This is a genomic window from Leucobacter viscericola, from assembly GCF_011299575.1.
GTDB classification, from domain to species: Bacteria; Actinomycetota; Actinomycetes; order Actinomycetales; family Microbacteriaceae; genus Leucobacter; species Leucobacter viscericola.
In genome coordinates this window covers 1310428-1332781 of sequence record NZ_CP049863.1, presented here as the reverse complement: position 1 = coordinate 1332781, position 22354 = coordinate 1310428, and the positions used below count along the sequence as shown (strand labels likewise).

Below are 22354 nucleotides of genomic sequence, written 5' to 3'. Positions count from 1 at the left end.
GGAGCACCATGCCCACCACTATCGACCAACTCTTCGACGTGGCCGACTATGTCACGGAAGAAGAGCGCGAATGGCAGCTGAAGGCGCGCGAATTCGCGCAGACGCGACTCGCCCCGATCATCGATCAGGCGTTTGAAGAAAACCGCTCGCCCAGCGAACTGCTACCCGAGGTTGGCGCGTTTGGTGCGTTTGGCATGTACATGGACGGCTACGGCCTGCCCAACGCGTCGTCGGTTGCCTACGGACTCGTCGCGATGGAGTTTGAGGCCGTCGACTCGGGGTTTCGCACGGCGCTCTCGGTGCAGGGATCGCTCACGATGGGTGCGATCCACAAGTTCGGCTCCGAGGAACAGAAGCAGCAGTGGCTCCCCGCGATGAGGCGGGGTGAGGCAATTGGGTTCTTCGGGCTGACTGAACCGCAGGGAGGATCCGATCCCAACACCATGCTCACCACGGCTCGCCGCGAGGGAGAAGAATGGGTGCTCAACGGCACCAAGCGCTGGATCGGACTCGGCACGATTGCCGCGGTTGGTGTGGTCTGGGCAAAAGACGAAGAGGGTGTTGTTCGCGGGTTTGTGATGCCAACAGACACCCCTGGCTTCACCGCTACGGCCATCGCCAACAAACTCTCCATGCGGGCGTCCCTGCAGGCTGACCTTGAGTTTGTCGACGTGCGTCTTCCGCTCAACGCGATGCTGCCCAAAGCGAAGGGGCTGTCGGCGCCGTTTGAGTGCCTGAACGAGGCCCGCTACGGCATTGCCTGGGGCGTCATGGGGGCGGCGCGTTCCTGCCTCGAGCTTGCAGTCGAGCGGTCACAAACACGCGAAGTGTTTGGCAGCCCGATCGGTGGCAAACAGATTATTCAGGCGCAGCTCGCCGACATGTTTCTTGAATACGAGAAGGGGCTGCTGCTCGCGCTGCACCTGGGGCGGCTGAAAGACTCGGGCAACCTCGCCTTCGGGCAGATTTCTGTCGGCAAGCTCAACAACGTGCGCGAGGCGATCAAGATCGCGTCGCAGGCGCGTTCGATCCTCGGCGGTGATGGGATCACGAGCGACTTCCCGGTGATGCGTCACATGGCGAACCTCGAGTCCGTGCGCACCTACGAGGGAACCGACGAGGTTCACCAGCTCGTGATCGGGCGCGAGCTGACGGGCATCTCCGCGTTCTAGTTTCGAGGGGAGTTCGCGGTGGCGAGTGACCAGCTTAACTGCGAGTGCACCACAAAACAGCGCGTAATTATCTAGAGCGCTCGTGGGTTAGCGGCGCACTCGCCGGCGGGCAAACCATCTCGTGTTTTCAATAGTTCTATTTCATGTAGAGTTATTAGATAAGTGAGGTGGTGGCGAATGCTGATCCGAGTAGACGAAGCGAGCGAACGGGCAATCTATGCCCAGATCGCTGACTCGGTGCGGACCGACATCTCGCTGGGGCGCATCACACCGGGGTCCGTGCTTCCTCCCGCCAGGGAAGTGGCTGCTGCCCTCGGCATCAACGTGCACACTGTGCTGCGCGCGTACCAGCTGCTACGCGATGAGGGGCTCATCGATTTGAAGCGGCGCCGTGGCGCCGTGGTCACCCAGGCCGCGGGGGCGATTGCCGAGCTGCGGGTTGAAGTGCAGTCGCTGGTAACTCGGGCCGCAGCGCTCGGGGTTTCGCCGGACGCGCTTGCCGCCCTGATTGCAGGGTCCGCGGCAGCACCGCATGCAACCACACCACAAGTCGGAGACATAACGGAAGGAACCGCCGCATGAACGACAACGGAGAGAGCCGGGTGAGCAAGGGTTCCAACGCCGAACACAAAAACTTGCTGAGTGCTCCTCAACTTCAAGAGCTCAAGCGTGCCCGCAGGGCTGCCAGAGTCGTGGGTTTCTTCTTGCCTCTCGCAATCACCGTGCTCGGGGCTCTGACGCAGATTCTCTGGATGCCGCGCATGCCTGACCCCGCTCCCACCCACTGGAACATTGGGGGTGTGGCCGACGGGTTCGGTTCACCGTGGACCAACGCCATAGGCATTTTCTTAGTGAGCTTGGTTCTGACAGCCATGTCCCTGTTGCAAGGTGTGCAAAGCCTGCAGAAACCCGGGTCTGCGGTCTGGGGCGCCTCGAATCGAGCATTCCCTTCCATCATTCTGGGTGCCGTGACGGTGGTACAGCTGGGGGTCTTACTGTCGCTGGTTCCGCAGCTGGATATGGCCGACGCGCGGGACGCGGCTCCCGCGCCGTGGGCGATGCCGATTGGGTTTGGGATCGGTATCGCTGCAGGGCTCGCGGCCTATTTCTTGCAGCCTCGCGTGCGCATTGAGCGGCCGATCGAGGATGATAGTGAGCCGCTGCCCCTCGAAGAATCGGAGCGAGGGTTCTGGTTTGGAGAGGTTCGTCCGTCCAAGGGGCTCGTATGGCTTATCTTCGGTACGCTCGCGGTGATCGCCGCTAGCCTTGTGCTGATGTACGCCACGGGCACACCTGGGTGGTGGGGAATGGCGGTGCTATTGCTTGTGCTGGCGGTGTTGTTTGCCGCGACCTGCTGGTTCCGCGTGCGCATAGATGAAACAGGGCTCGAGGCCCGATCCATTATGGGATGGCCGACGGTTCGTGTGCCAGCCACAGACATTGCTCGTGTCGCCGCGGTCGAGATTTCGCCGTTCGCAGAGTTCGGTGGCTTGGGCATGCGCTGGGTGCCGGGCAAGTTTGGGATCGTGATGCGAACGGGCGAGGGAATCGCAGTGACACGTAAGAGCGGGCGCGACTTTGCCATTACGGTCGACGACGCAGAGACCGGGGCTGCGTTGCTCGCGGCCGCCGCCAAAGCAGCAGCGAAGCTGCCGGAGAAAGGGGAGAAGAAATGACCAATGAGACACCTCTCGTGGAGCATACGCCCGGCATCGTTCAGGATCGCCCCGACCGACTCCAACGAGTTCCCTGGGGTGCGGTTGCCGTGTTTGTGGTCGTTGCCTTCGCGCTGGCCTGGCTGGTTGCCACCCCACTTTGGATGATGGGCACCGATAACCCGGCCTTCCCCCTCATGCTTTCGCTGCTCGCCTCGGTCATGATGTTTACCCCCACGGTCGCCGCGCTGATCGCCACGTTTGTGATGCGCGTTCCGACAAAGGGCACGCGCCTGCAGTTTCTCGGCATCTGGCCGCTCCGACCGGCGAAGCGGGTCGTGTGGTTTACGGTGGCCGCAATCTTCGTGCCGGTCATTGTTGTGGGGCTCTCGGTCGCGATCGCAGCCCTGTTCGGTTGGGTCACACTTGACCTCGTTCACTTCTCAGCGTTCGCGGAAACGCTGAAGGGGTCGCTGCCGGAGGGCAGCACACCACTGCCCCCAATCGGCGTCCTTGTGGCGGCGCAGCTGATTGCGATTCCGTTTGGTGCGATCTTCAATTCCGTGTTTGCGGCGGGAGAAGAGATCGGGTGGCGCGGGTGGCTCTTGCCGGCGCTCAGACCGCTTAGGGTGTGGCCCGCACTGATTCTCTCGGGTGTGATCTGGGGGCTGTGGCACTCGCCCGTGATCCTGCTCGGCTACAACTTCGGTTTGACCGACTGGCGCGGCGTCGCACTCATGACCGTTGGCTGTGTCGCCTGGGGAGTGCTGCTCGGGTGGTCACGCTTGCGCACCGGATCCGTCTGGCCCGCGGTGTTTGCCCACGGGGCGCTGAACGCATCCGGTTCGCTTGTTATTCTGCTCTCGGCAGCGGGTGCGCCGATTGACCCGGCACTCGCGAGCCCACTCGGGGTCGCTGGCTGGATCGTCATCGCGATTATTGTGCTTGTGCTGCTGCTGACGGGCCAGTTTCGAAAGGAACCGGCCCTCACAGCGAAGCCTCGGGTCGTAGCGGGGTAACGGCGGGTTAGTCGTCCGTCGGGAACATCCACTCGGGGGAGTACGACAGGACCGTTGCGATGAACGCCGTGCGGTCCGTGCTGCCCTCCTGAATCCATGCCTTGATGGCGCCAACGAGTCCGTGCGCGAAGAATCGCACGGCGATGGTCACGTCGACCTCGGGGTTTGGTGGGGTCAGTTCGGGGTGTTCCGCGAGGTACTGCTGCAGTGAACCGGTGAAGTGGTCCGCGAGCAGGTTTGGCACAACACCGTCTTCTGGGGTGTTGATGGCCAACTGGTAGAGCGCGCGGTGGCGATCAACGTGGTCGAGCACCAGACGAATGGTCGTGGCAACGGTACTGACCGCGGAATCTGAGGCATCCGAAACGAAGTGCTCGCGCGCGGTGTCGAGCTCACTTCCGAGAGCGGCGATCAGTGCCTCCGCTGGGGAAGCGTAGTGCTTGTAAAAGGTCACGCGGTTGATCCCCGCGCGGACCGCGAGCTCTGAAACCGTGATGGTTGGGACTGGCTTGTGGGCGGCGAGGTCAGTGATAGATGAGTGCAGGGCAGCACGGGTTCTGACAATTCTTGCGTCGGTCATGTTGATTACCTTAGCCCTTAGATTTTTTACTTGTGAGGGGTTACGTTCAGGCCCTCGTGAGTGTAAGGATGCGATCCGCCTGCGCGGGGAACTGCGACTGGAGGGCGTCCCGTTCGCCGAGTTTGAAGCCGTCCCACTGGAAGGGAGGCGACATGGTTGTTCCGATGAGGGTCCAGTCAGATTGGGGCGAGGATCCCTGCATCACGTCTGGCGGCACCACCAGTTGTGGCAATTGGCCGGCATCGAGGTCGGGGCCGAGCACCTTGACCTCGGAGCGCCCGTCGGGGTGCAGCAATAGCAGCTCGAGCGGGGAGCCCGCGTACCAGTGATACACCTCGGTTGAGCTGAGCGAGTGCAGCGCCGAGAAGTCTGGCGAGGCGAGCAGGTAATAGATTGCGCTTGAGTGCTCGTCGAGATGCATCTGGCGGAAGAGGCCGCCCTCGTGTTCGAGCGGCTCAAGACCGAGATGCTGGACCCAGCGGGCCGCCTCGGCGGGAAGCTCGATCACGTGAGCACCGCGTCGCGGGTCTTACGCAGGCGAGAGCTCAACACGATGAGCACTAGCAACGTCACAACGTAGGGGCCCGCGTCAGTGAGCTGCTGCGGGAGACCGAACGACTGCAAGCGGAACCCGATCGCATCGATGAAGCCAAAGAGCAGGGCCGCCCCGAGCACACCAACCGGGTGCGCACGCGCGAGCATTACGGCAACAACCGCGATCCAGCCGCGTCCTGCCGACATGTTTTCAGTGAACTGCACCACGTTGCCGAGTGCAAGCTGCGCGCCGCCCAGGCCAGCCAGAGCGCCCGAAGCGATCACGGCCCCGAGCTGGTAGTGCTGCGGGTTGACACCCATCGTTGCGGCCGCGAGCGGCCGTTCGCCGACGCCGCGCAGGCGCATGCCGAGCGGTGTGCGGAACAGCACAACCCACAGCACGGGCACCAGGATCAGCGCCAGGTAGCCGAGCGGAGTCAGCGCGAACAGTGCCCCGATCCACGGAATATCGGCGAGAACCGGAATGCGCCACACTGGGATGCCGTCGATGCCCGGGTCCTGGAACACACCCTGCACACCAAACATCGCAACGATCAAGAAGCTCGTCATGCCGACCGCGAGAATGTTCATCGCGATCGCGAGCACAATGGGATCACCCTTGCGATACACCGCGCCATACCCGAGGATCAGCGAGAAGAGGGCACCGCAGATCATCGCGACGATGGTGCCGACGAGCCAGTTGTTCGTGAAGAACGACGCGGCGACACCCGAAAAGGCGCCGACAAGAATCATGCCCTCAAGACCAATGTTGAAGATACCAACGCGCTCCGCGAGCATGCCGCCGAGTGCGGCGAGCAGGATCGGAATGAGCGCGCGCAGCACTGAAGAGATGAGATCCTGATCAAACAGTTCCAAGAAGTTCATCGTTCTGACTCCTTTGACGTGTTTGTTTCTACGACCGCGAGTCGTGGATCTGACAGATGCTCGGGTTCTGCGAAGGGCGGATCGTCCGAGGCTTTTGACTTCCGTTTGCGCAGCCAGGGGATCGTCACCCGGAAGGCCAGCAGAATAATGACGAGGGCCTGAATCACCGCTGCAATCTGCGGGGAGAGCCCAAGCTCGCGTCCCATCGCGTCACTGCCGACCATGATTGCCGCGAAGAAGAGGCCCGCGATCACAATGCCAACCGGCCGGTACAGAGCCAGAAGCGTGACGAGCAGCGCCGTCCAGGCGTAGTTCGTTTGAATGAACGCGCCCTCGATGAGGCGAGTGTTCGGGGCCCCGATGATGACCATGAGGCCGAACATGCCGGCAAGACCACCCGAGAGTGCCATCGTGCGCAGCACGAGCGGGCCCGGCTTAACGCCGCTGTAGCGCACGAACTCGGGGTTTTGGCCGCTGAGCCCCGACTCGAAGCCGAAGCGGGTGCGGCGGTTCATGAAAATCGCGCCGAGCACCACGAGAATCACAATAACGAGCGACCAGTTGACGCCGGTCAGTATCGCGGTAATGGGGTTTGTCGGGCCGAGGGAGTTGCGCAGGGTTTCAGCGAAGGCGGAGTCGCGCGGCACCAGCATCGAGAGCTGCACCTCGGGCCGCACCTGGTCACTCGCCACCATGTCGGTGTCTTTTGCGTTGAGCTCGAAGCGAATCATCCACGAGGCGAAGTAGCGCGCGGGGTAGTTCAGCAGCAGCGTTGAAAGCAGTACCGGCACGCCCCACAGGTTTTGCAGCAGACCCGCGAGCAGGCCCCAGGCAGCACCCGTGGCAATTGCAACGATAAACGCGAGAGGCACGATCAGGATCGCGGGGCCGGGCACATAGATCGCGACGATTCCGCCAGCGAGTGCTCCGAGCCCTGCCTGGCCCTCAACACCCAGGTTGAGTACACCCGCGCGGAAGGCCACCGCAATAGCGATGCCCATACCGATGATCGGGATCGCGCGCTGCAGGGTGTTTGCGAGACCCGCACCACTGCCGAAGGAGCCCTTGAGCATCGCGGAGTAGCCGCTGAGCGGATCCACACCCGCGACCAGCATGAAACACGCGCCGATCAGTAGCGCGAGGAGGACGGAGATGGGGATCGGCCCCATGAACCAGCGTCCGATGCGGTGCAGTGCGCTCACAGCGCGTCCCCCTTCTGCGTGGTGCCGTTGGTGAGCGGCGCAAAAGCACTGGCTCGGTGGCGTTCTTCGGGCTCGTGACCGGCCATGTACAGTCCGAGAAGCGCCTCAGTGGCTTCCGCTTTCGGAACCTCGGCGACGATCCTGCCCTCGAACATCACGAGGATGCGTGATGACAGTGACATGATTTCGCTCAGCTCTGCCGAAATAAGCAGGAGTGCGCCGCCGTTGTCGCGGTACTCGCAGAGCTCACGGTGAATCGCTTCGATAGCGCCAATGTCGACGCCTCGGGTCGGCTGCTCAGCGATGAGCAGTGGCGACTTGTAGTCGAGTTCGCGAGCGACGACGACCTTCTGCAGGTTGCCTCCCGAGAGCGTGCCAACCGGGGTCGAGGGGGACGCGATCTTCACACCGAAGCGTTTGATGAGGCGCTTCGCGTGTTCGAGCATGGCGCCGCGTGCGAGCAGGCCGTGGCTCATGATTGGCGCCTTGCGGTGGTGGCCGAGCGCGAGGTTGTCGATCGCATCGGCGGTTCCCGCGCTGCCAATAGCGTGGCGATCCTCAGGGATGTAGGCGATGCCGCCGTCACGGCGCTGCGCGATGGAAGAGTGGCTGAGATCCACATCTCCGATGCGCACGCTGCCCGAGGTCGTGCGGCGCATGCCGATAATCGCCTCGGCGAGCTCGACCTGGCCGTTGCCAGCGACGCCCGCAATACCGACGATCTCGCCCGATCGCACGGTGAGGCTTGCCTCAGCGACGGCGTTACGCTCGCCCGAGCCGGGAACGGTGAGCTCGCGGGCGTCGAGCACAACCTGGCCTGGCTGCTGCGCTGGTGGTGGTGTCGTGAGGTCGACGTGCCTGCCCGTCATGTGGCGGGTGATCTCTTCTGGCGAGCTGTCGGCGGTGACAAGCTGGGCCACGTTGCGGCCATCACGCAGCACCGTTACGCGATCCGAGATTGCCATGACCTCGTTGAGCTTGTGGGTGATGAGAATGATTGTGCGACCGTCAGCCTTGAGCGCGCGCAGCACGTCGAAGAGCCGGTCGGTTTCTTGCGGGGTCAGTACCGCGGTTGGCTCATCGAGGATGAGTACGCGGGCTTCGCGGTAGAGCGCCTTGATAATCTCGACGCGCTGCAGCACACCGACGGGAACGGAGTCGACGCGAGCGGCGGGATCAACGGCGAGACCATACTGCTCAGCGATCTCCGCGACTTTGCGGTTCGCTGCGGCTCGGTCGATGAGGCCACGCTTCGTGGGTTCGCGGCGAAACACAACGTTCTCCGCGATGGTGAGTGAGGGGAACAGCTTGAACGACTGGAACACCATGCCGATGCCGACGTTGATGGCATCGAGTGGTGAGGCGAGCGTTTGGCGCTCACCGCGGATGAGGATCTCGCCCTCTTCGGGCTGGTAGACCCCGGCAAGGATCGACATCAGAATCGACTTGCCCGCTCCGTTTTCACCCATCAGGGCGTGAATCTCACCCGATTCAACCTCAAAGTCGACGCTGTCGTTTGCGAGCACCCCGGGGAACCGCTTGGTGATCCCGCGCATGGAAACCTCGGCGGCCATGCTCACTCCTTCATACTTCCAGACGATTACGAAACCGCCGGAGTCGCAGCACCCACGGCTTGTGGATCCTGCGACTCCGGCGGAAATGCCTATTCGGCGGTGGGGTCAGTGACCTTGATCTTGCCGCTCACGATGTCGTCGCGGGTCTCTTTGACCTTCTTCAACACGTCAGCGTTCTCCATGACGGTGCACTGTGAATCGGCCGCGTTGTCGGTGAGGCTGACAACAGTCATGCCCTTCTCCTTCAGGCCGAACGAAGTGGTCGCGTCTTTGGCGGACTTGCCGTCCATGATCTCGCCTACGACGGTCTCGACGACCTTGTCGACGGACTTGATGCTGCCGTCAACGACAAAGCCGGGAGCCATCGGGCACTGGTTCGCGTCAACGCCGTAGGCGGAGAAGCCCTTCTCAGTGGCGGCCTCCATGATGCCACCGTTCGACGCAGCGCCAACTGCGAAGACCTGGTCAACGCCGGTTGCGGCAAACGCGAGGGCCTGCTCCTTGCCACGTGCGGGATCAGCGAAGGGATCGCCGCTGCCGCCGATGACCTGCGGTGCCACCGCGTCAACCTTGGGGTTGACGCTCTTGGCGCCCTCGGCGAAGCCGTCGGAGTACTTCTTGAGCAGTGGGATATCGAGCGAGATGACCGATCCAACCTTGTTTGCCTTGGTGAGCATGCCAGCCTCAACACCCAGCAGGTAGGAGGGCTCCTGCTCGCGGAAGGTCGCCTGGTACAGGTTGTCGGGTGCGTCCTTGACAGCGGCGTCAATCAGCAGGAACTTCTGCGAGGGGTTCTGCTCAGCAAGCTCTTTCGCGACGTCCTGGAACTGGAAGCCCAGCATCACAACTACCTCGGGAGCCTCGGCGATTGCTGCTTCAAGGTTTGCGCGACGGGTCGCCTCGTCCTTGGACTCGTAGGTCTTCGAGGTGCCGTCGAACTCCTTGGCAACGTTGTCGATGCCGATCTTGCCCGACTTCAGAAACTCGTTCTGGCCGATCGGATCGCTCGTGATGTAGATGAAGCTCGGGCCATCAGCGTCGCTTGACCCGTTGTCGCTCCCGCTGTTGCCGCTGGCGCATGACGTGAGCAGCAGAGCAGCAGCTGCGGCGCCCGCGATGAGTGCCGCGCGAGCGCGACGCTTGGTGAAGAACATGTGCGTACCTTTCGGAAGGGACTGTGTTTGTGTTGAGCTCGAAGATGAGATCGATCTAACGGCGCGCCGAGAACGGATGAACTTCACCCATTCTCACCGCTCGCACCTGGAACCGCCAGTGTAGGCATCCCCAGCTGCTGCGCCACCGTCCCAAGAATATCGGAATTGTGGGCATTCATTAGCCTCGAAGTGTGATCTGTCGGCAAGCTCTGGAAATGTGTCGTTCACGTGACCGAAGTGTGACGTTCATAACAATCAGAGCGTGTCACTAGACAAGCCTCAGGGATTGCGGCGTACGGTGTGTGGTATCGGGCAGGGTGCCCGACGAGCGGGAGGGTCACTCAAAGGCAAACAACCGCTTTTGGGGGAGTTAACCGCTGAAGCCGTCAGGGCTTCAACCTGAAGCCTTGGTCAGCCGAAGGAGCCATCGTGGCCAACACCCAAAAACCCAAGTTCAGTATCGCAGGCGACTCAGAGCGCGCCACCAATGTTCATCAGGGGCAACGCAGTTACGTGCTTGACACTTCGGTGCTTCTCAGCGATCCGGCGGCACTCTTCCGCTTCGCTGAGCACTCGGTTGTGCTGCCCGTTGTTGTGCTGATGGAGCTGGAGAAGAAACGGCACGACCCAGAGATCGGCTACTTCGCTCGCCGAGCGCTGCGGATACTCGACCAACTGCGCGCTGAACATTTGAGGCTCGACCTTCCCGTTGCGGTTGGCGAAGAGGGCGGCACCGTTCGGGTCGAACTGAACCACAGCAGCGTCGATACGCTGCCGAGTGGCATGCGGCTCGGGGACAACGACACCCGGATCTTGGCGGTTGCCCAGAACCTGGCAGCCGAGGGACTCGACGTGACGGTTGTCTCGAAGGATCTGCCGATGCGTCTGAAGGCTGCCGCGCTTGGACTTGGCTCTGAAGAGTACCGGGCCGAGATGGCCCGCGACGACAGCTACACGGGAACCGAATCGCTCGAGCTCGACGAGGAGCAGATGCGGGTGCTGTGGGAAGAGGATCGGCTGGAAGATGTTTCAGGCCTGGATTCTCTGCCTCTCGGCACGGGACTGATCCTGACCTCACCTCGGGGTTCCGCTCTCGGCCGGGTCGACGGTGAGACTTCACTGCACCTCGTGCGCGGTGACCGTGAGGTATTCGGGCTGACCGGCCGCAGCGCCGAGCAGCGTCTCGCGATTGACCTGCTGCTTGATACCCGGGTCGGCATCGTTTCGCTCGGCGGCAGCGCTGGCACCGGCAAGTCAGCGCTCGCGCTCGCCGCGGGTCTTGAGGCGGTGCTTGAACGGCGACAGCACCGCAAGATTATGGTGTTCCGGCCGCTCTACGCGGTGGGTGGGCAGGAGCTCGGATACCTGCCCGGTGATTCCCAAGAGAAGATGAACCCGTGGGCTCAGGCCGTGTTCGACACCCTCGGCTCGATCGTCTCGGAGAACGTGCTTGACGAGGTGATGGCGCGAGACATGATCGAGGTGCTGCCGCTCACGCACATTCGCGGACGATCCCTGCACGATGCATTCGTGATCGTCGACGAGGCGCAATCGCTTGAGCGTGGGGTGCTGCTCACCATGTTGAGCAGGATCGGGCAAAACTCTCGGGTGATCCTGACCCACGATGTCGCTCAGCGCGACAACCTGCGGGTTGGCCGCTACGACGGCATCGCCGCGGTGATCGAGAAGCTGAAGGGACACTCGCTCTTCGGGCACGTCACCCTGACGAGGTCGGAGCGCAGCGAGATTGCGGCGCTGGTGACGGAGTTGCTTGATACGCCGTAGTTTCGGATTGGTCGCTGCCTGCGGTGGGTGCCCTGGTTGGGTACCCACCGCAGGTGTGATTCGGGGTCGGATAAGCCCTGGCGAGTGCCCACCTTATTGACTTGTGCCCACCTAAACCGCGTGCTGGTTAGGTGGGTACAAGCTATTTAGGTGGGCGGAAGAGCGGGATTGGGTCTGGTCGAGTCAGAGCGAGTCGCGTTGAACGAGTTCGGCGGGTGGTGCCGGGGGTGCGGCTAGTTCAGAATCAGGATCGCGGGCGTAGGCTGAAGGGGTGACTCAGCTAAGCCCCGAAGAGATCCTGCCAACCTCGCTGCTCGAGCGGTTTCGAGAGCGAGCTGCCGGTTACGACAGTGACAATCGATTCTTTGCAGAGGACTTCGCCGAGCTTCGCGAAAGCGGCTACCTCTCTGCGGTGGTGCCTGGAGAGTTGGGCGGATCCGGGATCTCGCTCGAGACTCTCGTGCGGTGCCAGCGTCGACTCGCTTCGTTTGCTCCGGCAACCGCACTCGGCGTCAATATGCACTTGGTGTGGGTGCAGGTTGCCCGCTTCTTACACGAGCGCGGCATTGGCACACTCGACTGGGTGCTGCGCGACGCCGTTGCGGGTGAGGTGTTTGCGTTCGGGATCTCTGAGGCCGGCAACGAGGCTGTGCTGCTGGACGCGTTCTCGACCGCCGAGCCAGATGCCGAGGGCGGTTTTCGGGTCTCGGGCACCAAGGTCTTCACCACGCTCTCACCGGTGTGGACGCGGCTCGGGCTGCACGCGCGCTGCGAAGAAGCGGGGGCTGATCCTTACCTGGTATTTGGGTTTGTGCGCCGCGACGGTGGCGAGCTCGAAGAGGGAACCATCGAGCACCCGGGTGTATGGAACCCACTTGGCATGCGCGCGACCCAGAGCTGGAACACCAAACTCGAGGGAGTGCGGATCCTGCCCGAGGACGTTGCAGCGAAGATAACTCCGTTCGACGGCAGCGACCCGCTCGTGCTCGCGATCTTCTCTTCGTTCTCGATTCTGACCGCCTCGGTGTACGCGGGGATCGCGGATCGGGCACTCGAACTGGCGCGACAGGCGGCAAACCGGCCTGGTGCGGGCGGGGAGGGGATCCGGCTCGACGATCCCGAACTCGCATCACGACTCACCTCGGCCGTACTGGATCACCGTCGCTCACTCGACGCACTCACGCTGTTGGCGCGCGATGTCGACAGTGTGAGTGAGCGCGAGGACTGGTTCTTAGCGCTCGCCGCAGCGCGGAATCAAGTGTGTGATGAGGCTCGCAGCGCTGTCGACGTCGCGATGCGCTTTGCGGGCTCGCGCGGGTTCCAGGCCGACTCCGAGCTCGCGCGCCTCTACCGCGACGTGCTCGCCGGGCTCTTCCACCCTTCATCGGCCTCGGCGCTGGCGAGGACGGTGCGCGGGTCTCTCGCCGATTGAGGTCCCGTCCCAGGCCTGCCCAATGATTTGCGGGTCAGTTTCTGGTACTAAACAGCGATTTAGTACCAGAAACTGACCCGGAAATCTTCGGTAAGGGAAGGAAGTCGGGGTGTTAGTTCGTGCGCAATTCTGAGACATACCCGCGAAGCGAGCGCTCGTAGCGCGGAAGGAACGGGATTAGCGCTTCGAGCGCGACCGCGAGTGCATCGTCGGGTTTGCCCGACGAGTGCAGCGCGAGGGCGAGGAACGCCTCGGGTGATGCTCCAAGTGCGGGATCCCGCTGAGAATCGCGAAGCATTGCGACCGCCTCATCTGCGCGGCCGAGATTGCGCAGCGTTGAGGCGTACTGAATATCAAGTTCGGCGCGGGCCGAGCCGCTGAGGCCAAGCTCGACGGCACGGGCGTAGTGCCCGGCGGCCTCGGCTTCGAAGCCGGCGGAGTCGTAGGCACCACCCAACTCGAACGGCCCGCGGGGATCGTCAGCGGGCAGCTCTGAAACCAGCTCCGTGATCCGCGCGATCACTTCGTCGGCTGATGCCTCGGAATCGTTCCACACCGCATCGATGCGCTCTTGCCAGTTGAGGGATTCACCCATGGTTTAACTTTCGTACGTACATCCCAAGATTTGCGGGTCAGTTTCTGGCACTAAAACGCGGTTTAGTGCCAGAAACTGACCCGCAAATGCAGAGGTATGGGCGAAGGGCTAACTACTTTGCGACACCCGGGTGGGTCATCGAGAGCAGGTCGAGTGCCTTGTCGAGGTCTGCCTCGCTGACCTCGCCGCGCTCGACGTAACCGAGATCGATCACTGCCTCGCGAACGGTGATGCCCTTGGCGACCGAGTGCTTGGCGATCTTCGCGGCGGCCTCGTAACCGATGAGGCGGTTTAGAGGGGTGACGGTCGACGGGCTCATGCCCGCCAGAGCCGCTGCACGATCCACGTTGGCCTCAAGACCGGCAACGGTCTTGTCTGCCAGCACACGCGTTGCGTTCGACATCAGGCGGATCGACTCGAGCAGCGCGGTGCCCATAACGGGGATCTGCACGTTGAGCTCGAAGGAGCCCGAAGCGCCGCCCCACGCGATTGTTGCGTCGTTGCCGATAACCCGCGCGCACACCATCAGCACGGCCTCGGGAACAACGGGGTTCACCTTGCCGGGCATGATCGAGGATCCGGGCTGCAGATCGGGGATGTGCAGTTCGCCGAGGCCGGTGTTGGGACCCGACGCCATCCAGCGCAGGTCGTTGTTGATCTTGGTGAGCGACACCGCGATGGTGCGCAGCGCGCCCGATGCCTCAACGAGACCGTCGCGGTTCGCCTGCGCCTCGAAGTGATCGCGAGCCTCGGTGATGGGCAGACCGCTGGAAGCAGCGATCTCAGCGATGACCTTTTCGGGGAAGCCGAGGGGAGTGTTGATGCCGGTGCCAACGGCGGTGCCGCCCTGGGGAACCTCTGCAACGCGGGGGAGCGCAGCCTGCACGCGCTCGATGCCGTAGCGAATCTGCGCGGCGAAGCCACCGAACTCCTGGCCGAGCGTGACGGGGGTTGCATCCATGAGGTGCGTGCGACCCGGCTTCACAGCGGTCTTCCACAGCTCAGCCTTGACCTCAAACGCCTCTGCGAGGTGGGTGAGCGAAGGCACGAGCTGCTCGATGAGCGCGCCGGTGACAGCAATGTGAACGGACGTGGGGAACACATCGTTCGAGGACTGCGAGGCGTTCACGTGGTCGTTCGGGTGAACCGGTGCACCGAGGTGCTTGGTTGCGAGGGTCGCGAGCACCTCGTTCATGTTCATGTTCGAGGAGGTGCCTGAACCGGTCTGGTAGGTGTCCACCGGGAACTGGTCGTGGTGTGCACCACCGATGATCTCGTCGGCGGCCGCAACGATGGCCTTGCTAATGTCGGCGTCGAGGATCCCGAGCTCAGCGTTCGCAATGGCAGCCGCGCGCTTAATGCGAGCGAGTGCAACGATCTGCGCGGGCTCCAGGCCCTTGCCCGAAATAGGGAAGTTCTCGACGGCGCGCTGGGTCTGTGCTGCATAGAGCGCGCTCTTCGGTACTCGAACCTCACCCATCGTGTCGTGCTCGATGCGGTACTCGATTTCTTCAGTCACAATCATCCTTCGGTTCGATGTTGGGTCCTGCGGCTTCGCGCAGGTTGACGGCGGGATACAACGGTGGAAATTAGAGAATGGGGGCAGGCTTTGTATCTTCAGCGATGTCGAGTGGCCCGACCGCACTCACCGGAACGGCGCGTCCCTCTGCGAGGCGATACTGGCAGCCAACAACACCGAGGGTGCCGTTTGCGACGGCGTCGCTGATGATGCGTGAGCTTCGCAGCAGTGCGTTCACCGTGTTGTCGAGGTGAACGCGACCAACTGCGTCGGCATCGATGAGCGTGCTGTCGACGTACGGGGTGTTGCGATTCTCGCGCATCCAGAGGCGCTGCACGGCGGGCAGGATCGGCTCAAGCGTGTTGCCAACCGCGAGCGGAACGGGCGTGGGATCCTTCGTCATCTGGTCGATCGAGGCGGCAACGGCGCCGCAGGAGTCGTGGGCGAGCACCACAATAATTGCGGCCCCGAGGTTTACGACGGCGTACTCCATTGACGCGGTGATTGACTCGGCAACAACGTGCCCCATGTTGCGCGCCACAAAAAGGTCGCCGAGACCAGCGTCGAAGATGATCTCCGCGGCCAGACGTGAGTCAGAGCAACCAAACAGAGCGGCATCAGGCTTCTGCACGGTCGCCAGTTCATTGCGGCGCTCGACGTCTTGCCGCGGATGCTGGGGCCCACCCTTGATGAAGCGCGCGTTCCCAGCAGCAAGCGCGTCCCACGCCTGCTGAGGGGTCACTCGGGGACTGGTCACGATGCCTCCTTGGTGGGTTCGGTTGTCGCATCCGCAGATCCCGACTCCAGTGATTTTATGGCGTCGATCGCGAGAAGGCGCAGAGTTGCCGGTGTGTCTGTGCCAGACACGAGGATCGCGTCGCCCTTCCAGGTTCCCTGGAGCGCAAAGACAACGTTGCTGTTGTCGGGGCTGAGTTCGGGGTGGTCAAAGACGACCCAGTCGATTCCGGCAAGCTGCTCGGAACCCGTCGGCTCCTGTCGCTCAAACTGCTCCGAGACCCAGGCGTCATCGACGGGCGACCCATCAGAGGTAAACGCCTGAACGACGGAGGCGTAGGCCTCCTGGCCGGTGGCCTCGTCGACGGTGGTGTACGTGATCTTCCAGTAGTTCACGTCGTCAGACTGCAGAAGTCGCGCCTGCTTCGCCTTCCAGGCCTTCGGAACCTCGGGTGCAACCAGCGTGCGTCCGGCGGTCGGAGAGGCCTCGGCCGCCAGCGTCTTGACGTCGAGCGCCTGATCTTCGAAGTGTCCCTTGCCCTGCGGCACCGCGAGGAAGATGACGAGAACAACACCGAGGGTGACAATCAGCGAAAAGACCAGGTTGTTGACGGTCTTGCGCTGCCGGTAGTTGAAGGAGTCTGTCGCCTTGCGTGCCGCGGTCTCGGCCTTGGTTTCGGGCCTGCCGAGCTCTGCGACGATTGTCGGGGGCTTCTGTTTCTTTGCCATTGTTAGTTCTGAGCCTCGTTCTCACCGGTAACGCCCTGGCGAGCTGCCTCGAGTCGCTGTCGAGCACCGAGCAACCACTCCTCGCAGCGGGCAGCGAGTGCCTCGCCGCGCTCCCACAGCTGCAGTGACTCTTCAAGGGTGGTGCCGCCCTGCTCAAGGCGACCAACCACCTGTACGAGCTCGTCGCGTGCCTGCTCGTAGCTGAGCTCGGCGGGATCCTGGAGGGCTTCAGACATGAGGATCAGTCTACCCGCCTTGTTTGAGGGGTGGCCTCAGCTGGCGTGTCAGCCGGTGCTGGCCACTCAGCCGGTTTGAAACTGCGGTCTTCGACCGGCTGGTGTGCCAACACCGGCTGACATGTAGGGGGGGCAGGGGCAGTGGGTAGGAGGTTCAGGGGCAGGTCACTCCGCCCGGGCCGCGAGCTTTCCGCCCGCGAGGGACAACTTAATCTCGGATCCCGCAGCTGCCTGTTCAGGATCGCGCAGCACTTCGCCGTCTGCGAGCTGAGCGATGGCGTAGCCGCGCTCAAGTGTGGCCCGCGGGGAGAGTGCGTTGAGGCGGGCGCGCGTCTCAGCGAGCGAAACGGCGCGATCCTCAACACTGCGATCCGCGAGTTCGGTGCCGCGCGCGATCCAGCGCACGAGATCTTCAGCTCGCTCGTCAATGAGGCGGTTGGGGTTTGCGAGCACCGGGCGCCCGCGCAACTGCGAGAGACGGTCGGTCTCGTGCTGCAGGTACTGGCCGAGCCGCGAACTCATGCGGGCCCTCGCCTGATCCAGACCAGCGAGCTCCTCGCCAACATCGGGCACAACTCGCTTTGCAGCATCGGTCGGCGTCGAGGCGCGCAGATCCGCGACCTCGTCGAGCAGTGGGCGATCGGCCTCGTGGCCAATGGCGCTCACGAGGGGAGTCGTCGCCGCGCTCGCAGCTCGCACCACGCGTTCGTCGCTGAAGGGCAGCAGATTCTGGAAATCGCCACCGCCACGCGCCACGATGATGACATCAATCGAGGGATCCTGATCCAGCGCCTCAATGCCCGCCGCGACCTCGGCCGCTGCGCGATCCCCCTGTACTGCCGAGTAGTGCACCTTGAACTGCACCCCGGGCCAGCGCAGAGTCGCGTTGCGAATCACGTCTTTCTCTGCGTCGGAGTCGCGGCCCGTGACGAGACCGATGCGACCGGGCAAGAAAGGAAGTGGCTTCTTTCGGGAGGCATCAAAGAGACCCTCCTGCTGCAGCTGTCGACGCAGCCGTTCCAACCGCTCGAGCAGCTCGCCGAGACCGACGTGCGAGAGTTCAAACACCTGCACGGTGAGCGAACCACCCTTGACCCAGAAGTTAGGTTTGACGAGGGCAATCACCCGATCGCCCTGCGCAAACTCGCTGGTCAGTTTTTGCGTGACAGAGCGCCACACAGTGAAGCTCACGGTCGCGTCTTGCGTGAGGTCTTTGAGCTTGCCGTAGACGTGGCCGCCACGCAGCTGCCATTGAGTGACCTCACCCTCGATCCAGACCATGCCGAGACGCTCGATCCAGGCGGCGATCTTTTCGCTCATGACTGCGACCGGCCACGGTGTCTCGCGGGTTGCTGGTGCATTCGAGGTATCAACCATGCTTCGACACTACCGGCACCGGTCGACGCGCACCCTGCAAGAGAAGCCACTATGCGGTGTCTCCCAGAGGTCACGACGTAAACTGGGCGCATGGGTGAAACGCAACTCGCTGGGTCTGAGGAACTAATCGCTACTCAGCACTCGGGGCAAAATCAGCGCACGATTGGTGCGCCCGTTGTGAGTCTCGCGATGCCGCGTCTGCGCCGCGAAGTTGGCAGGCTTAAAGATCTGCCGGTTGAGGGCACCAAGCAGGTGCTGCTTGCTGCCCCCCGCGGTTACTGCGCCGGGGTGGATCGCGCCGTGGTTGCCGTGGAGAAGGCGCTTGACCGCTTCGGTGCTCCCGTCTATGTGCGCAAGCAAATCGTGCACAATGTTCACGTCGTGCGCACGCTCGAAGACATGGGCGCCATCTTTGTTGAGGAAGTCGACGAGGTGCCCGAGGGTGCAAACGTCGTGTTTTCCGCCCACGGTGTTTCGCCGGCGGTGGTTGCCGCGGCCGAGGATCGCCACCTGCACGCCATCGACGCGACCTGCCCGCTCGTCACCAAGGTGCACCGCGAGGCCGTGCGCTTCGCGAAGCAAGACATGGAGATCTTGCTGATCGGCCACGAGGGCCACGAAGAGGTTGAGGGTACCGCTGGCGAAGCCCCGAACCACATCACCATCGTGAACTCTCCCGAAGACGTCGACACCCTTGAGGTGCAAGATCCTGACAAGCTCGTCTGGCTCTCGCAAACTACACTTTCGGTCGACGAGACCATGGAGACCGTGCGGCGTCTGCGCGAGCGCTTCCCGAACCTGCAAGATCCGCCGAGTGACGACATCTGCTACGCCACCCAGAACCGCCAGGTCGCAATCAAGAAGATCGCACCGCAGGCTGATCTGGTGCTGGTGGTCGGATCCTCAAACTCCTCCAACTCAGTGCGCCTGAAAGAGGTCGCGCTTGAGTACGGGGCGAAGGCCGCCTACCGTGTTGACTTTGCAAACGAGGTCAAGCAGGAGTGGCTTGATGGTGTGCGCACGGTCGGTGTGACCAGTGGCGCGTCGGTTCCAGAGGTGCTCGTGCAGGAGCTACTTGACGATCTCGCCGACGCTGGTTACTCCGATGTGCGCGCGACCGTCACCGCAGAGGAAGACCTTGTCTTCTCGCTGCCGAAAGAGCTGCGCCAAGACGTCAACGGCAAGCGCGATGAGCGCGCCCTCGGCGGGCGTGTGCGCTAGCGAGGCTCAGAAACCCTCGCGAGCAGCTCGGTCAGCAGCGCCTCCGCAACAGGGGCGGGCAGCCTCTCAACGAGAGCCATGAGCGGTGCCATATTGCCGGGCAGTGATTTGCCCTTCGCGGCACCTCCGGCCCCGGCAACCTGCAAGATTGTCCAGGCCATTGCGGGGCCCGGTACGCGGCCGCTTTTCCCGTAACCCAGCAGCCTTAGCGCCGCTAGTTCGAGCCACGGATTCGCCTGCGCACGGCCCCGAACCACGTCGGCCGAATCCTTGAGGGCTGTGACAAGTTCTGTCAGCGAGCGCTCCGTCACCGGAGTGATCGTCAGGTGCGCACTGTGCGGCAGGTCGGGGCCGTCAGTTTGGTGAAGCCCCGGCTGGTGCTGGATCTTGAATCCGTGCCGTGCGACCTCGTCAGCGAGATGATGCGGGTCGACTTGCAGATGCTCGGGTGCGCTCACATCAGCGATGAGCGAGAGTGCGGGCCCAACAGGATCACCCTGCACCGCGAGCCCTGGAATCTCTGCGACCGCTTGCCTGATCCCCTCTGTCGCGCGCACGCACGCGGCCGTCAACTCCGCGTACCCTCTGGTGCCGAGGTGCTGTGTGATGGCCCACGCTGCGGCGAGTGGAGACGCGGATCGAGACCCGAGGAGCGTTGGGTTCACAACGGGGTATCCGGGCCAGCGAGTGGTGGCAAAAAACTGCTTGCGATGGCGATCTCGACCGCGATGCAGCAACACCGAGGTGCCCTTTGGGGCATAGCCGTACTTGTGGAGATCGGCCGAAATGCTGGTCACTCCCGAGACGCGGAAATCCCAGGCGGGAGCCCCCGGCCACCAGGGCAGTGCGAAGCCCCCAAAACAGGCATCAACATGGCAAGAGATGCCGCGGGATGCGGCGGCGGTGGCCACCTCGCGGATCGGATCGAGCGCACCGCTCGGGTAAGCGGGAGCCGACACAACCACAAGGGCAACGTCATCGCCGAGGTGTCGAATCATGTCTTCAGCGCGCACGCTGCCGTCAGCCTGGCACGGCACGGGATCCCAATCGAGGTCGAACGCGCTGGCCGCCTTCTGGAAAGCCGCGTGAGCTGTCACCGCTGTTACGAGGCGGGGTCGGGCGTGCTTGCGACGCGGATCTTTCGCACGCCACAGATCCCGAGCCGTTTTAACCGCGAGCAGACAACTCTCGGTGCCTCCGCTCGTGATGCTGCCAACTACTCGTGGCCCGAGACCGGAGCGGCTGCCGTGGAACGCGTGTCGGGCGAAGCGGACCAGATCGCGCTCCATTGCCGCAATCGACGGGAAAGTTGTAGGGTCTAGACCGTTCAGCGGCCGCGCGATTGCCGCGGCAGCCTCAGCAAGCTCGTCGAGTTCGCTCAGCCCCGAGTCGTACACATAGGCCAACACCTTGCCGCCGTGGGTGGGGGCATCGAGCTTGCGAAGCTCCTTGAGTCGGACGAGTACCTCAGACGAGTTCATACGATTTTCTCCGAAAGGTCGTGTTCGCGCAGTTTGTAGCGGTTGAGTGTGAGCAGACTGATTAGCATCAATCCGGCGGGCAGCAGGCTGAACGACAGCGAGATCCCAGCGATTGCGGCGGCGGGTTGAACGACGGTCGTACCGACCGTCGACTCGATGTATCCAGTGAGTGCCAGCACAATCGTGAGCACGGTGGCTCCGAGGGCCATTGCGGCTGTTTCACCGGCTGTCCAGACGCCGCCAAAGACACCGGCGCGCGATCCGCGATCCGAATTCGGTCGGTCAGCATCAACGCTAATCACGTCTGGCAGCATGGCCATGGGCAGCGTTTGCATGCCGGCGTAAGCAGCGCCCGCGAGCGCTACGGGGCCGACGATCCACCAGCCAGGCGCCCACAGCATGCCGGTGAGCGCGACGGCGCCGATGAGAAAGAGCAGGCTCGCAATACGAAACGCGCGCTCTTTGCCCAGGCGGTCCGCGATCCAGCGCCAGAGCGGAGCGAATAACACGGCGGGGGCGATGAGTGAGATGAACAGGATCGTAACCGCGCCCTCGTCTTGAAGTACCCATCGCGCAACAAACTGAGCGCCCGCGAGCATCAGGCCGGTTGCGAGTCCCTGCAGCATGAACGTTGCAAGCAGCGCGCGGAACGCTTGGCTCTCGCGTAACGTCGAGATGCCCTCGCGGTAATGCTCGAGCGAAAACACGCCTGGGGCATCGCGGAGCACATTCTCTGGCAATCCTCGCGGAGCGATTGTTGTCGCGATGAGTAGCCCAGTTGCAAGAACCGCAGCGGCCGCAATGGCCATGACGAGGTAGCCGAGAAGTGGATCGTCTGGAAAGAGTCCGCGGATCTCGGGTCCACCCGCGCCAAACAGCAGGATCGCGAGGGTGAGAACCACAACGCGCCACGAGAGCAAACGGGTGCGCTCGCGGTAACCCGTTGTGAGCTCGGCGGGAAGTGCGATGTACGGCACCTGGAACAGGCTGAAAAATGTGGCAGCGGCGACAAAGGCAACGAGCACCCAGGTTGCAGAGAGCCCGGGGGAGAGCCCGTGGGGCACCGCAAACGTGAGTACAAACGCGAGGGGTAGCCCGATAGCCCCGACGAGCATGGGGCCGCGTCGTGACCCGGTGCGAGCCAGCGAACGATCGCTCAGTCCGCCGATGGCCGGGGCGATGAGCACGTCCCAGAGTTTTGCTCCCGTCACAATGACACCCGCGAGCAGTGCCGTGACCCCGAGTGAGTCCGTGAGGTAGTAGACCAGCACGAGGCCCGGGAGCGTTGCGAAGCCGCCCGTGCCAAGAGAGCCTGCGGCATAGCGCACGACCGTCTTGCGGGGGAGCCTATCTGGCTCTTCCGCTGACGATGCCTCACGATTAGGTACGGAGGAACTCGACGATGAATTCATGGGTTCAGCGTAGTGCCACCCAGCGACATTCATGCGCGAACGTTGTAGGGCCGCTCC

General features: G+C 63.1%; 21 protein-coding genes. 7 read left to right on the top strand and 14 right to left on the bottom strand.

Annotation, left to right across the window (positions count from 1 at the left end):
- The first annotated feature begins 8 nt into the window (after window positions 1-8).
- The 4 genes from G7068_RS06120 (at window position 9) to G7068_RS06105 (ending at window position 3846) form a co-directional block, all read left to right on the top strand.
- A complete protein-coding gene (locus G7068_RS06120; protein WP_166290271.1) occupies window positions 9-1172 on the top strand; it encodes an acyl-CoA dehydrogenase family protein in 1164 nt (387 codons plus the stop codon).
- Between the two features lie 177 nt (window positions 1173-1349).
- Window positions 1350-1754: a GntR family transcriptional regulator gene (locus G7068_RS06115; RefSeq protein ID WP_166290269.1), complete on the top strand. Its 405-nt coding sequence runs from the start codon at window positions 1350-1352 to the stop codon at window positions 1752-1754.
- Window positions 1751-2848: a DUF1648 domain-containing protein gene (locus G7068_RS06110; RefSeq protein WP_166290267.1), complete on the top strand. Its 1098-nt coding sequence runs from the start codon at window positions 1751-1753 to the stop codon at window positions 2846-2848. Before G7068_RS06115 ends, G7068_RS06110 begins: the two co-directional genes overlap by 4 nt.
- Window positions 2845-3846: a CPBP family intramembrane glutamic endopeptidase gene (locus tag G7068_RS06105; protein ID WP_166290265.1), complete on the top strand. Its 1002-nt coding sequence runs from the start codon at window positions 2845-2847 to the stop codon at window positions 3844-3846. The genes G7068_RS06110 and G7068_RS06105 overlap by 4 nt, the downstream gene beginning before the upstream one ends.
- Window positions 3847-3853: 7 nt before the next feature.
- On the opposite strand, the gene G7068_RS06100 is transcribed toward G7068_RS06105, so the two are convergent.
- The 6 genes from G7068_RS06100 to G7068_RS06075 form a co-directional block, all read right to left on the bottom strand.
- Complete coding sequence (locus G7068_RS06100; RefSeq protein WP_166290263.1) at window positions 3854-4426, bottom strand: TetR/AcrR family transcriptional regulator; 573 nt, start codon at window positions 4424-4426, stop codon at window positions 3854-3856.
- 46 nt (window positions 4427-4472) lie between these two features.
- Window positions 4473-4934: a cupin domain-containing protein gene (locus G7068_RS06095; RefSeq protein WP_166290261.1), complete on the bottom strand. Its 462-nt coding sequence runs from the start codon at window positions 4932-4934 to the stop codon at window positions 4473-4475.
- On the bottom strand, window positions 4931-5845 hold the full coding sequence (locus G7068_RS06090) for an ABC transporter permease (protein ID WP_166290259.1): 915 nt from the start codon (window positions 5843-5845) through the stop codon (window positions 4931-4933). The genes G7068_RS06095 and G7068_RS06090 overlap by 4 nt, the downstream gene beginning before the upstream one ends.
- Window positions 5842-7047: an ABC transporter permease gene (locus tag G7068_RS06085; protein WP_166290257.1), complete on the bottom strand. Its 1206-nt coding sequence runs from the start codon at window positions 7045-7047 to the stop codon at window positions 5842-5844. The genes G7068_RS06090 and G7068_RS06085 overlap by 4 nt, the downstream gene beginning before the upstream one ends.
- Complete coding sequence (locus G7068_RS06080) at window positions 7044-8621, bottom strand: ABC transporter ATP-binding protein (RefSeq protein WP_166290255.1); 1578 nt, start codon at window positions 8619-8621, stop codon at window positions 7044-7046. The genes G7068_RS06085 and G7068_RS06080 overlap by 4 nt, the downstream gene beginning before the upstream one ends.
- 89 nt (window positions 8622-8710) lie before the next feature.
- A complete protein-coding gene (locus G7068_RS06075) occupies window positions 8711-9775 on the bottom strand; it encodes a BMP family ABC transporter substrate-binding protein (RefSeq protein WP_166290253.1) in 1065 nt (354 codons plus the stop codon).
- Between the two features lie 459 nt (window positions 9776-10234).
- Here G7068_RS06075 and phoH2 point away from each other — a divergent pair, with 459 nt between their 5' ends.
- Both phoH2 and G7068_RS06065 read left to right on the top strand, forming a co-directional pair.
- Window positions 10235-11560: an RNA 5'-3' helicase PhoH2 gene (phoH2, locus tag G7068_RS06070; RefSeq protein WP_166293030.1), complete on the top strand. Its 1326-nt coding sequence runs from the start codon at window positions 10235-10237 to the stop codon at window positions 11558-11560.
- A gap of 271 nt (window positions 11561-11831) precedes the next feature.
- Window positions 11832-12992 (top strand): acyl-CoA dehydrogenase family protein, encoded by a 1161-nt coding sequence (locus G7068_RS06065; protein ID WP_166290251.1) that lies wholly within the window; start codon window positions 11832-11834, stop codon window positions 12990-12992.
- Between the two features lie 112 nt (window positions 12993-13104).
- On the opposite strand, the gene G7068_RS06060 is transcribed toward G7068_RS06065, so the two are convergent.
- The 6 genes from G7068_RS06060 to xseA form a co-directional block, all read right to left on the bottom strand.
- Window positions 13105-13587 (bottom strand): tetratricopeptide repeat protein, encoded by a 483-nt coding sequence (locus tag G7068_RS06060; protein ID WP_166290249.1) that lies wholly within the window; start codon window positions 13585-13587, stop codon window positions 13105-13107.
- 112 nt (window positions 13588-13699) lie between these two features.
- A complete protein-coding gene (locus G7068_RS06055; protein WP_425280496.1) occupies window positions 13700-15106 on the bottom strand; it encodes a class II fumarate hydratase in 1407 nt (468 codons plus the stop codon).
- A gap of 70 nt (window positions 15107-15176) precedes the next feature.
- Window positions 15177-15863, bottom strand: a complete 687-nt coding sequence (locus tag G7068_RS06050; protein WP_166290245.1) for a carbonic anhydrase — start codon at window positions 15861-15863, stop codon at window positions 15177-15179.
- A complete protein-coding gene (locus tag G7068_RS06045; protein WP_166290243.1) occupies window positions 15860-16570 on the bottom strand; it encodes a DUF4245 family protein in 711 nt (236 codons plus the stop codon). The genes G7068_RS06050 and G7068_RS06045 overlap by 4 nt, the downstream gene beginning before the upstream one ends.
- A 2-nt stretch (window positions 16571-16572) precedes the next feature.
- Window positions 16573-16806 carry an exodeoxyribonuclease VII small subunit gene (locus G7068_RS06040; RefSeq protein ID WP_166290241.1) on the bottom strand — a complete coding sequence of 78 codons (234 nt, stop codon included), beginning with the start codon at window positions 16804-16806 and terminating at the stop codon, window positions 16573-16575.
- Between the two features lie 165 nt (window positions 16807-16971).
- Window positions 16972-18183: an exodeoxyribonuclease VII large subunit gene (gene xseA, locus G7068_RS06035; RefSeq protein WP_166290239.1), complete on the bottom strand. Its 1212-nt coding sequence runs from the start codon at window positions 18181-18183 to the stop codon at window positions 16972-16974.
- Between the two features lie 189 nt (window positions 18184-18372).
- On the opposite strand from xseA, the gene G7068_RS06030 reads away from it, so the two are divergent.
- On the top strand, window positions 18373-19404 hold the full coding sequence (locus G7068_RS06030; protein ID WP_166293029.1) for a 4-hydroxy-3-methylbut-2-enyl diphosphate reductase: 1032 nt from the start codon (window positions 18373-18375) through the stop codon (window positions 19402-19404).
- Here G7068_RS06030 and G7068_RS06025 read toward each other — a convergent pair.
- On the bottom strand, window positions 19401-20885 hold the full coding sequence (locus tag G7068_RS06025; RefSeq protein ID WP_166290237.1) for a pyridoxal phosphate-dependent decarboxylase family protein: 1485 nt from the start codon (window positions 20883-20885) through the stop codon (window positions 19401-19403). The genes G7068_RS06030 and G7068_RS06025 overlap by 4 nt on opposite strands.
- A complete protein-coding gene (locus G7068_RS06020) occupies window positions 20882-22297 on the bottom strand; it encodes an MFS transporter (RefSeq protein ID WP_166290235.1) in 1416 nt (471 codons plus the stop codon). Before G7068_RS06020 ends, G7068_RS06025 begins: the two co-directional genes overlap by 4 nt.
- Window positions 22298-22354 lie beyond the last annotated feature (57 nt).

Bases quoted from the DNA above. Each gene is read 5' to 3' on its own strand.
- G7068_RS06115 (WP_166290269.1), top strand. From the start codon at position 1,350: ATGCTGATCCGAGTAGACGAAGCGAGCGAACGGGCAATCTATGCCCAG.
- G7068_RS06025 (WP_166290237.1), bottom strand. From the start codon at position 20,885: ATGAACTCGTCTGAGGTACTCGTCCGACTCAAGGAGCTTCGCAAGCTC.
- G7068_RS06120 (WP_166290271.1), top strand. From the start codon at position 9: ATGCCCACCACTATCGACCAACTCTTCGACGTGGCCGACTATGTCACG.
- xseA (WP_166290239.1), bottom strand. From the start codon at position 18,183: ATGGTTGATACCTCGAATGCACCAGCAACCCGCGAGACACCGTGGCCG.
- G7068_RS06020 (WP_166290235.1), bottom strand. From the start codon at position 22,297: ATGAATTCATCGTCGAGTTCCTCCGTACCTAATCGTGAGGCATCGTCA.
- G7068_RS06110 (WP_166290267.1), top strand. From the start codon at position 1,751: ATGAACGACAACGGAGAGAGCCGGGTGAGCAAGGGTTCCAACGCCGAA.
- G7068_RS06080 (WP_166290255.1), bottom strand. From the start codon at position 8,621: ATGGCCGCCGAGGTTTCCATGCGCGGGATCACCAAGCGGTTCCCCGGG.
- G7068_RS06100 (WP_166290263.1), bottom strand. From the start codon at position 4,426: ATGACCGACGCAAGAATTGTCAGAACCCGTGCTGCCCTGCACTCATCT.
- G7068_RS06060 (WP_166290249.1), bottom strand. From the start codon at position 13,587: ATGGGTGAATCCCTCAACTGGCAAGAGCGCATCGATGCGGTGTGGAAC.
- G7068_RS06075 (WP_166290253.1), bottom strand. From the start codon at position 9,775: ATGTTCTTCACCAAGCGTCGCGCTCGCGCGGCACTCATCGCGGGCGCC.
- G7068_RS06030 (WP_166293029.1), top strand. From the start codon at position 18,373: ATGCCGCGTCTGCGCCGCGAAGTTGGCAGGCTTAAAGATCTGCCGGTT.
- G7068_RS06105 (WP_166290265.1), top strand. From the start codon at position 2,845: ATGACCAATGAGACACCTCTCGTGGAGCATACGCCCGGCATCGTTCAG.
- G7068_RS06090 (WP_166290259.1), bottom strand. From the start codon at position 5,845: ATGAACTTCTTGGAACTGTTTGATCAGGATCTCATCTCTTCAGTGCTG.
- G7068_RS06040 (WP_166290241.1), bottom strand. From the start codon at position 16,806: ATGTCTGAAGCCCTCCAGGATCCCGCCGAGCTCAGCTACGAGCAGGCA.
- G7068_RS06045 (WP_166290243.1), bottom strand. From the start codon at position 16,570: ATGGCAAAGAAACAGAAGCCCCCGACAATCGTCGCAGAGCTCGGCAGG.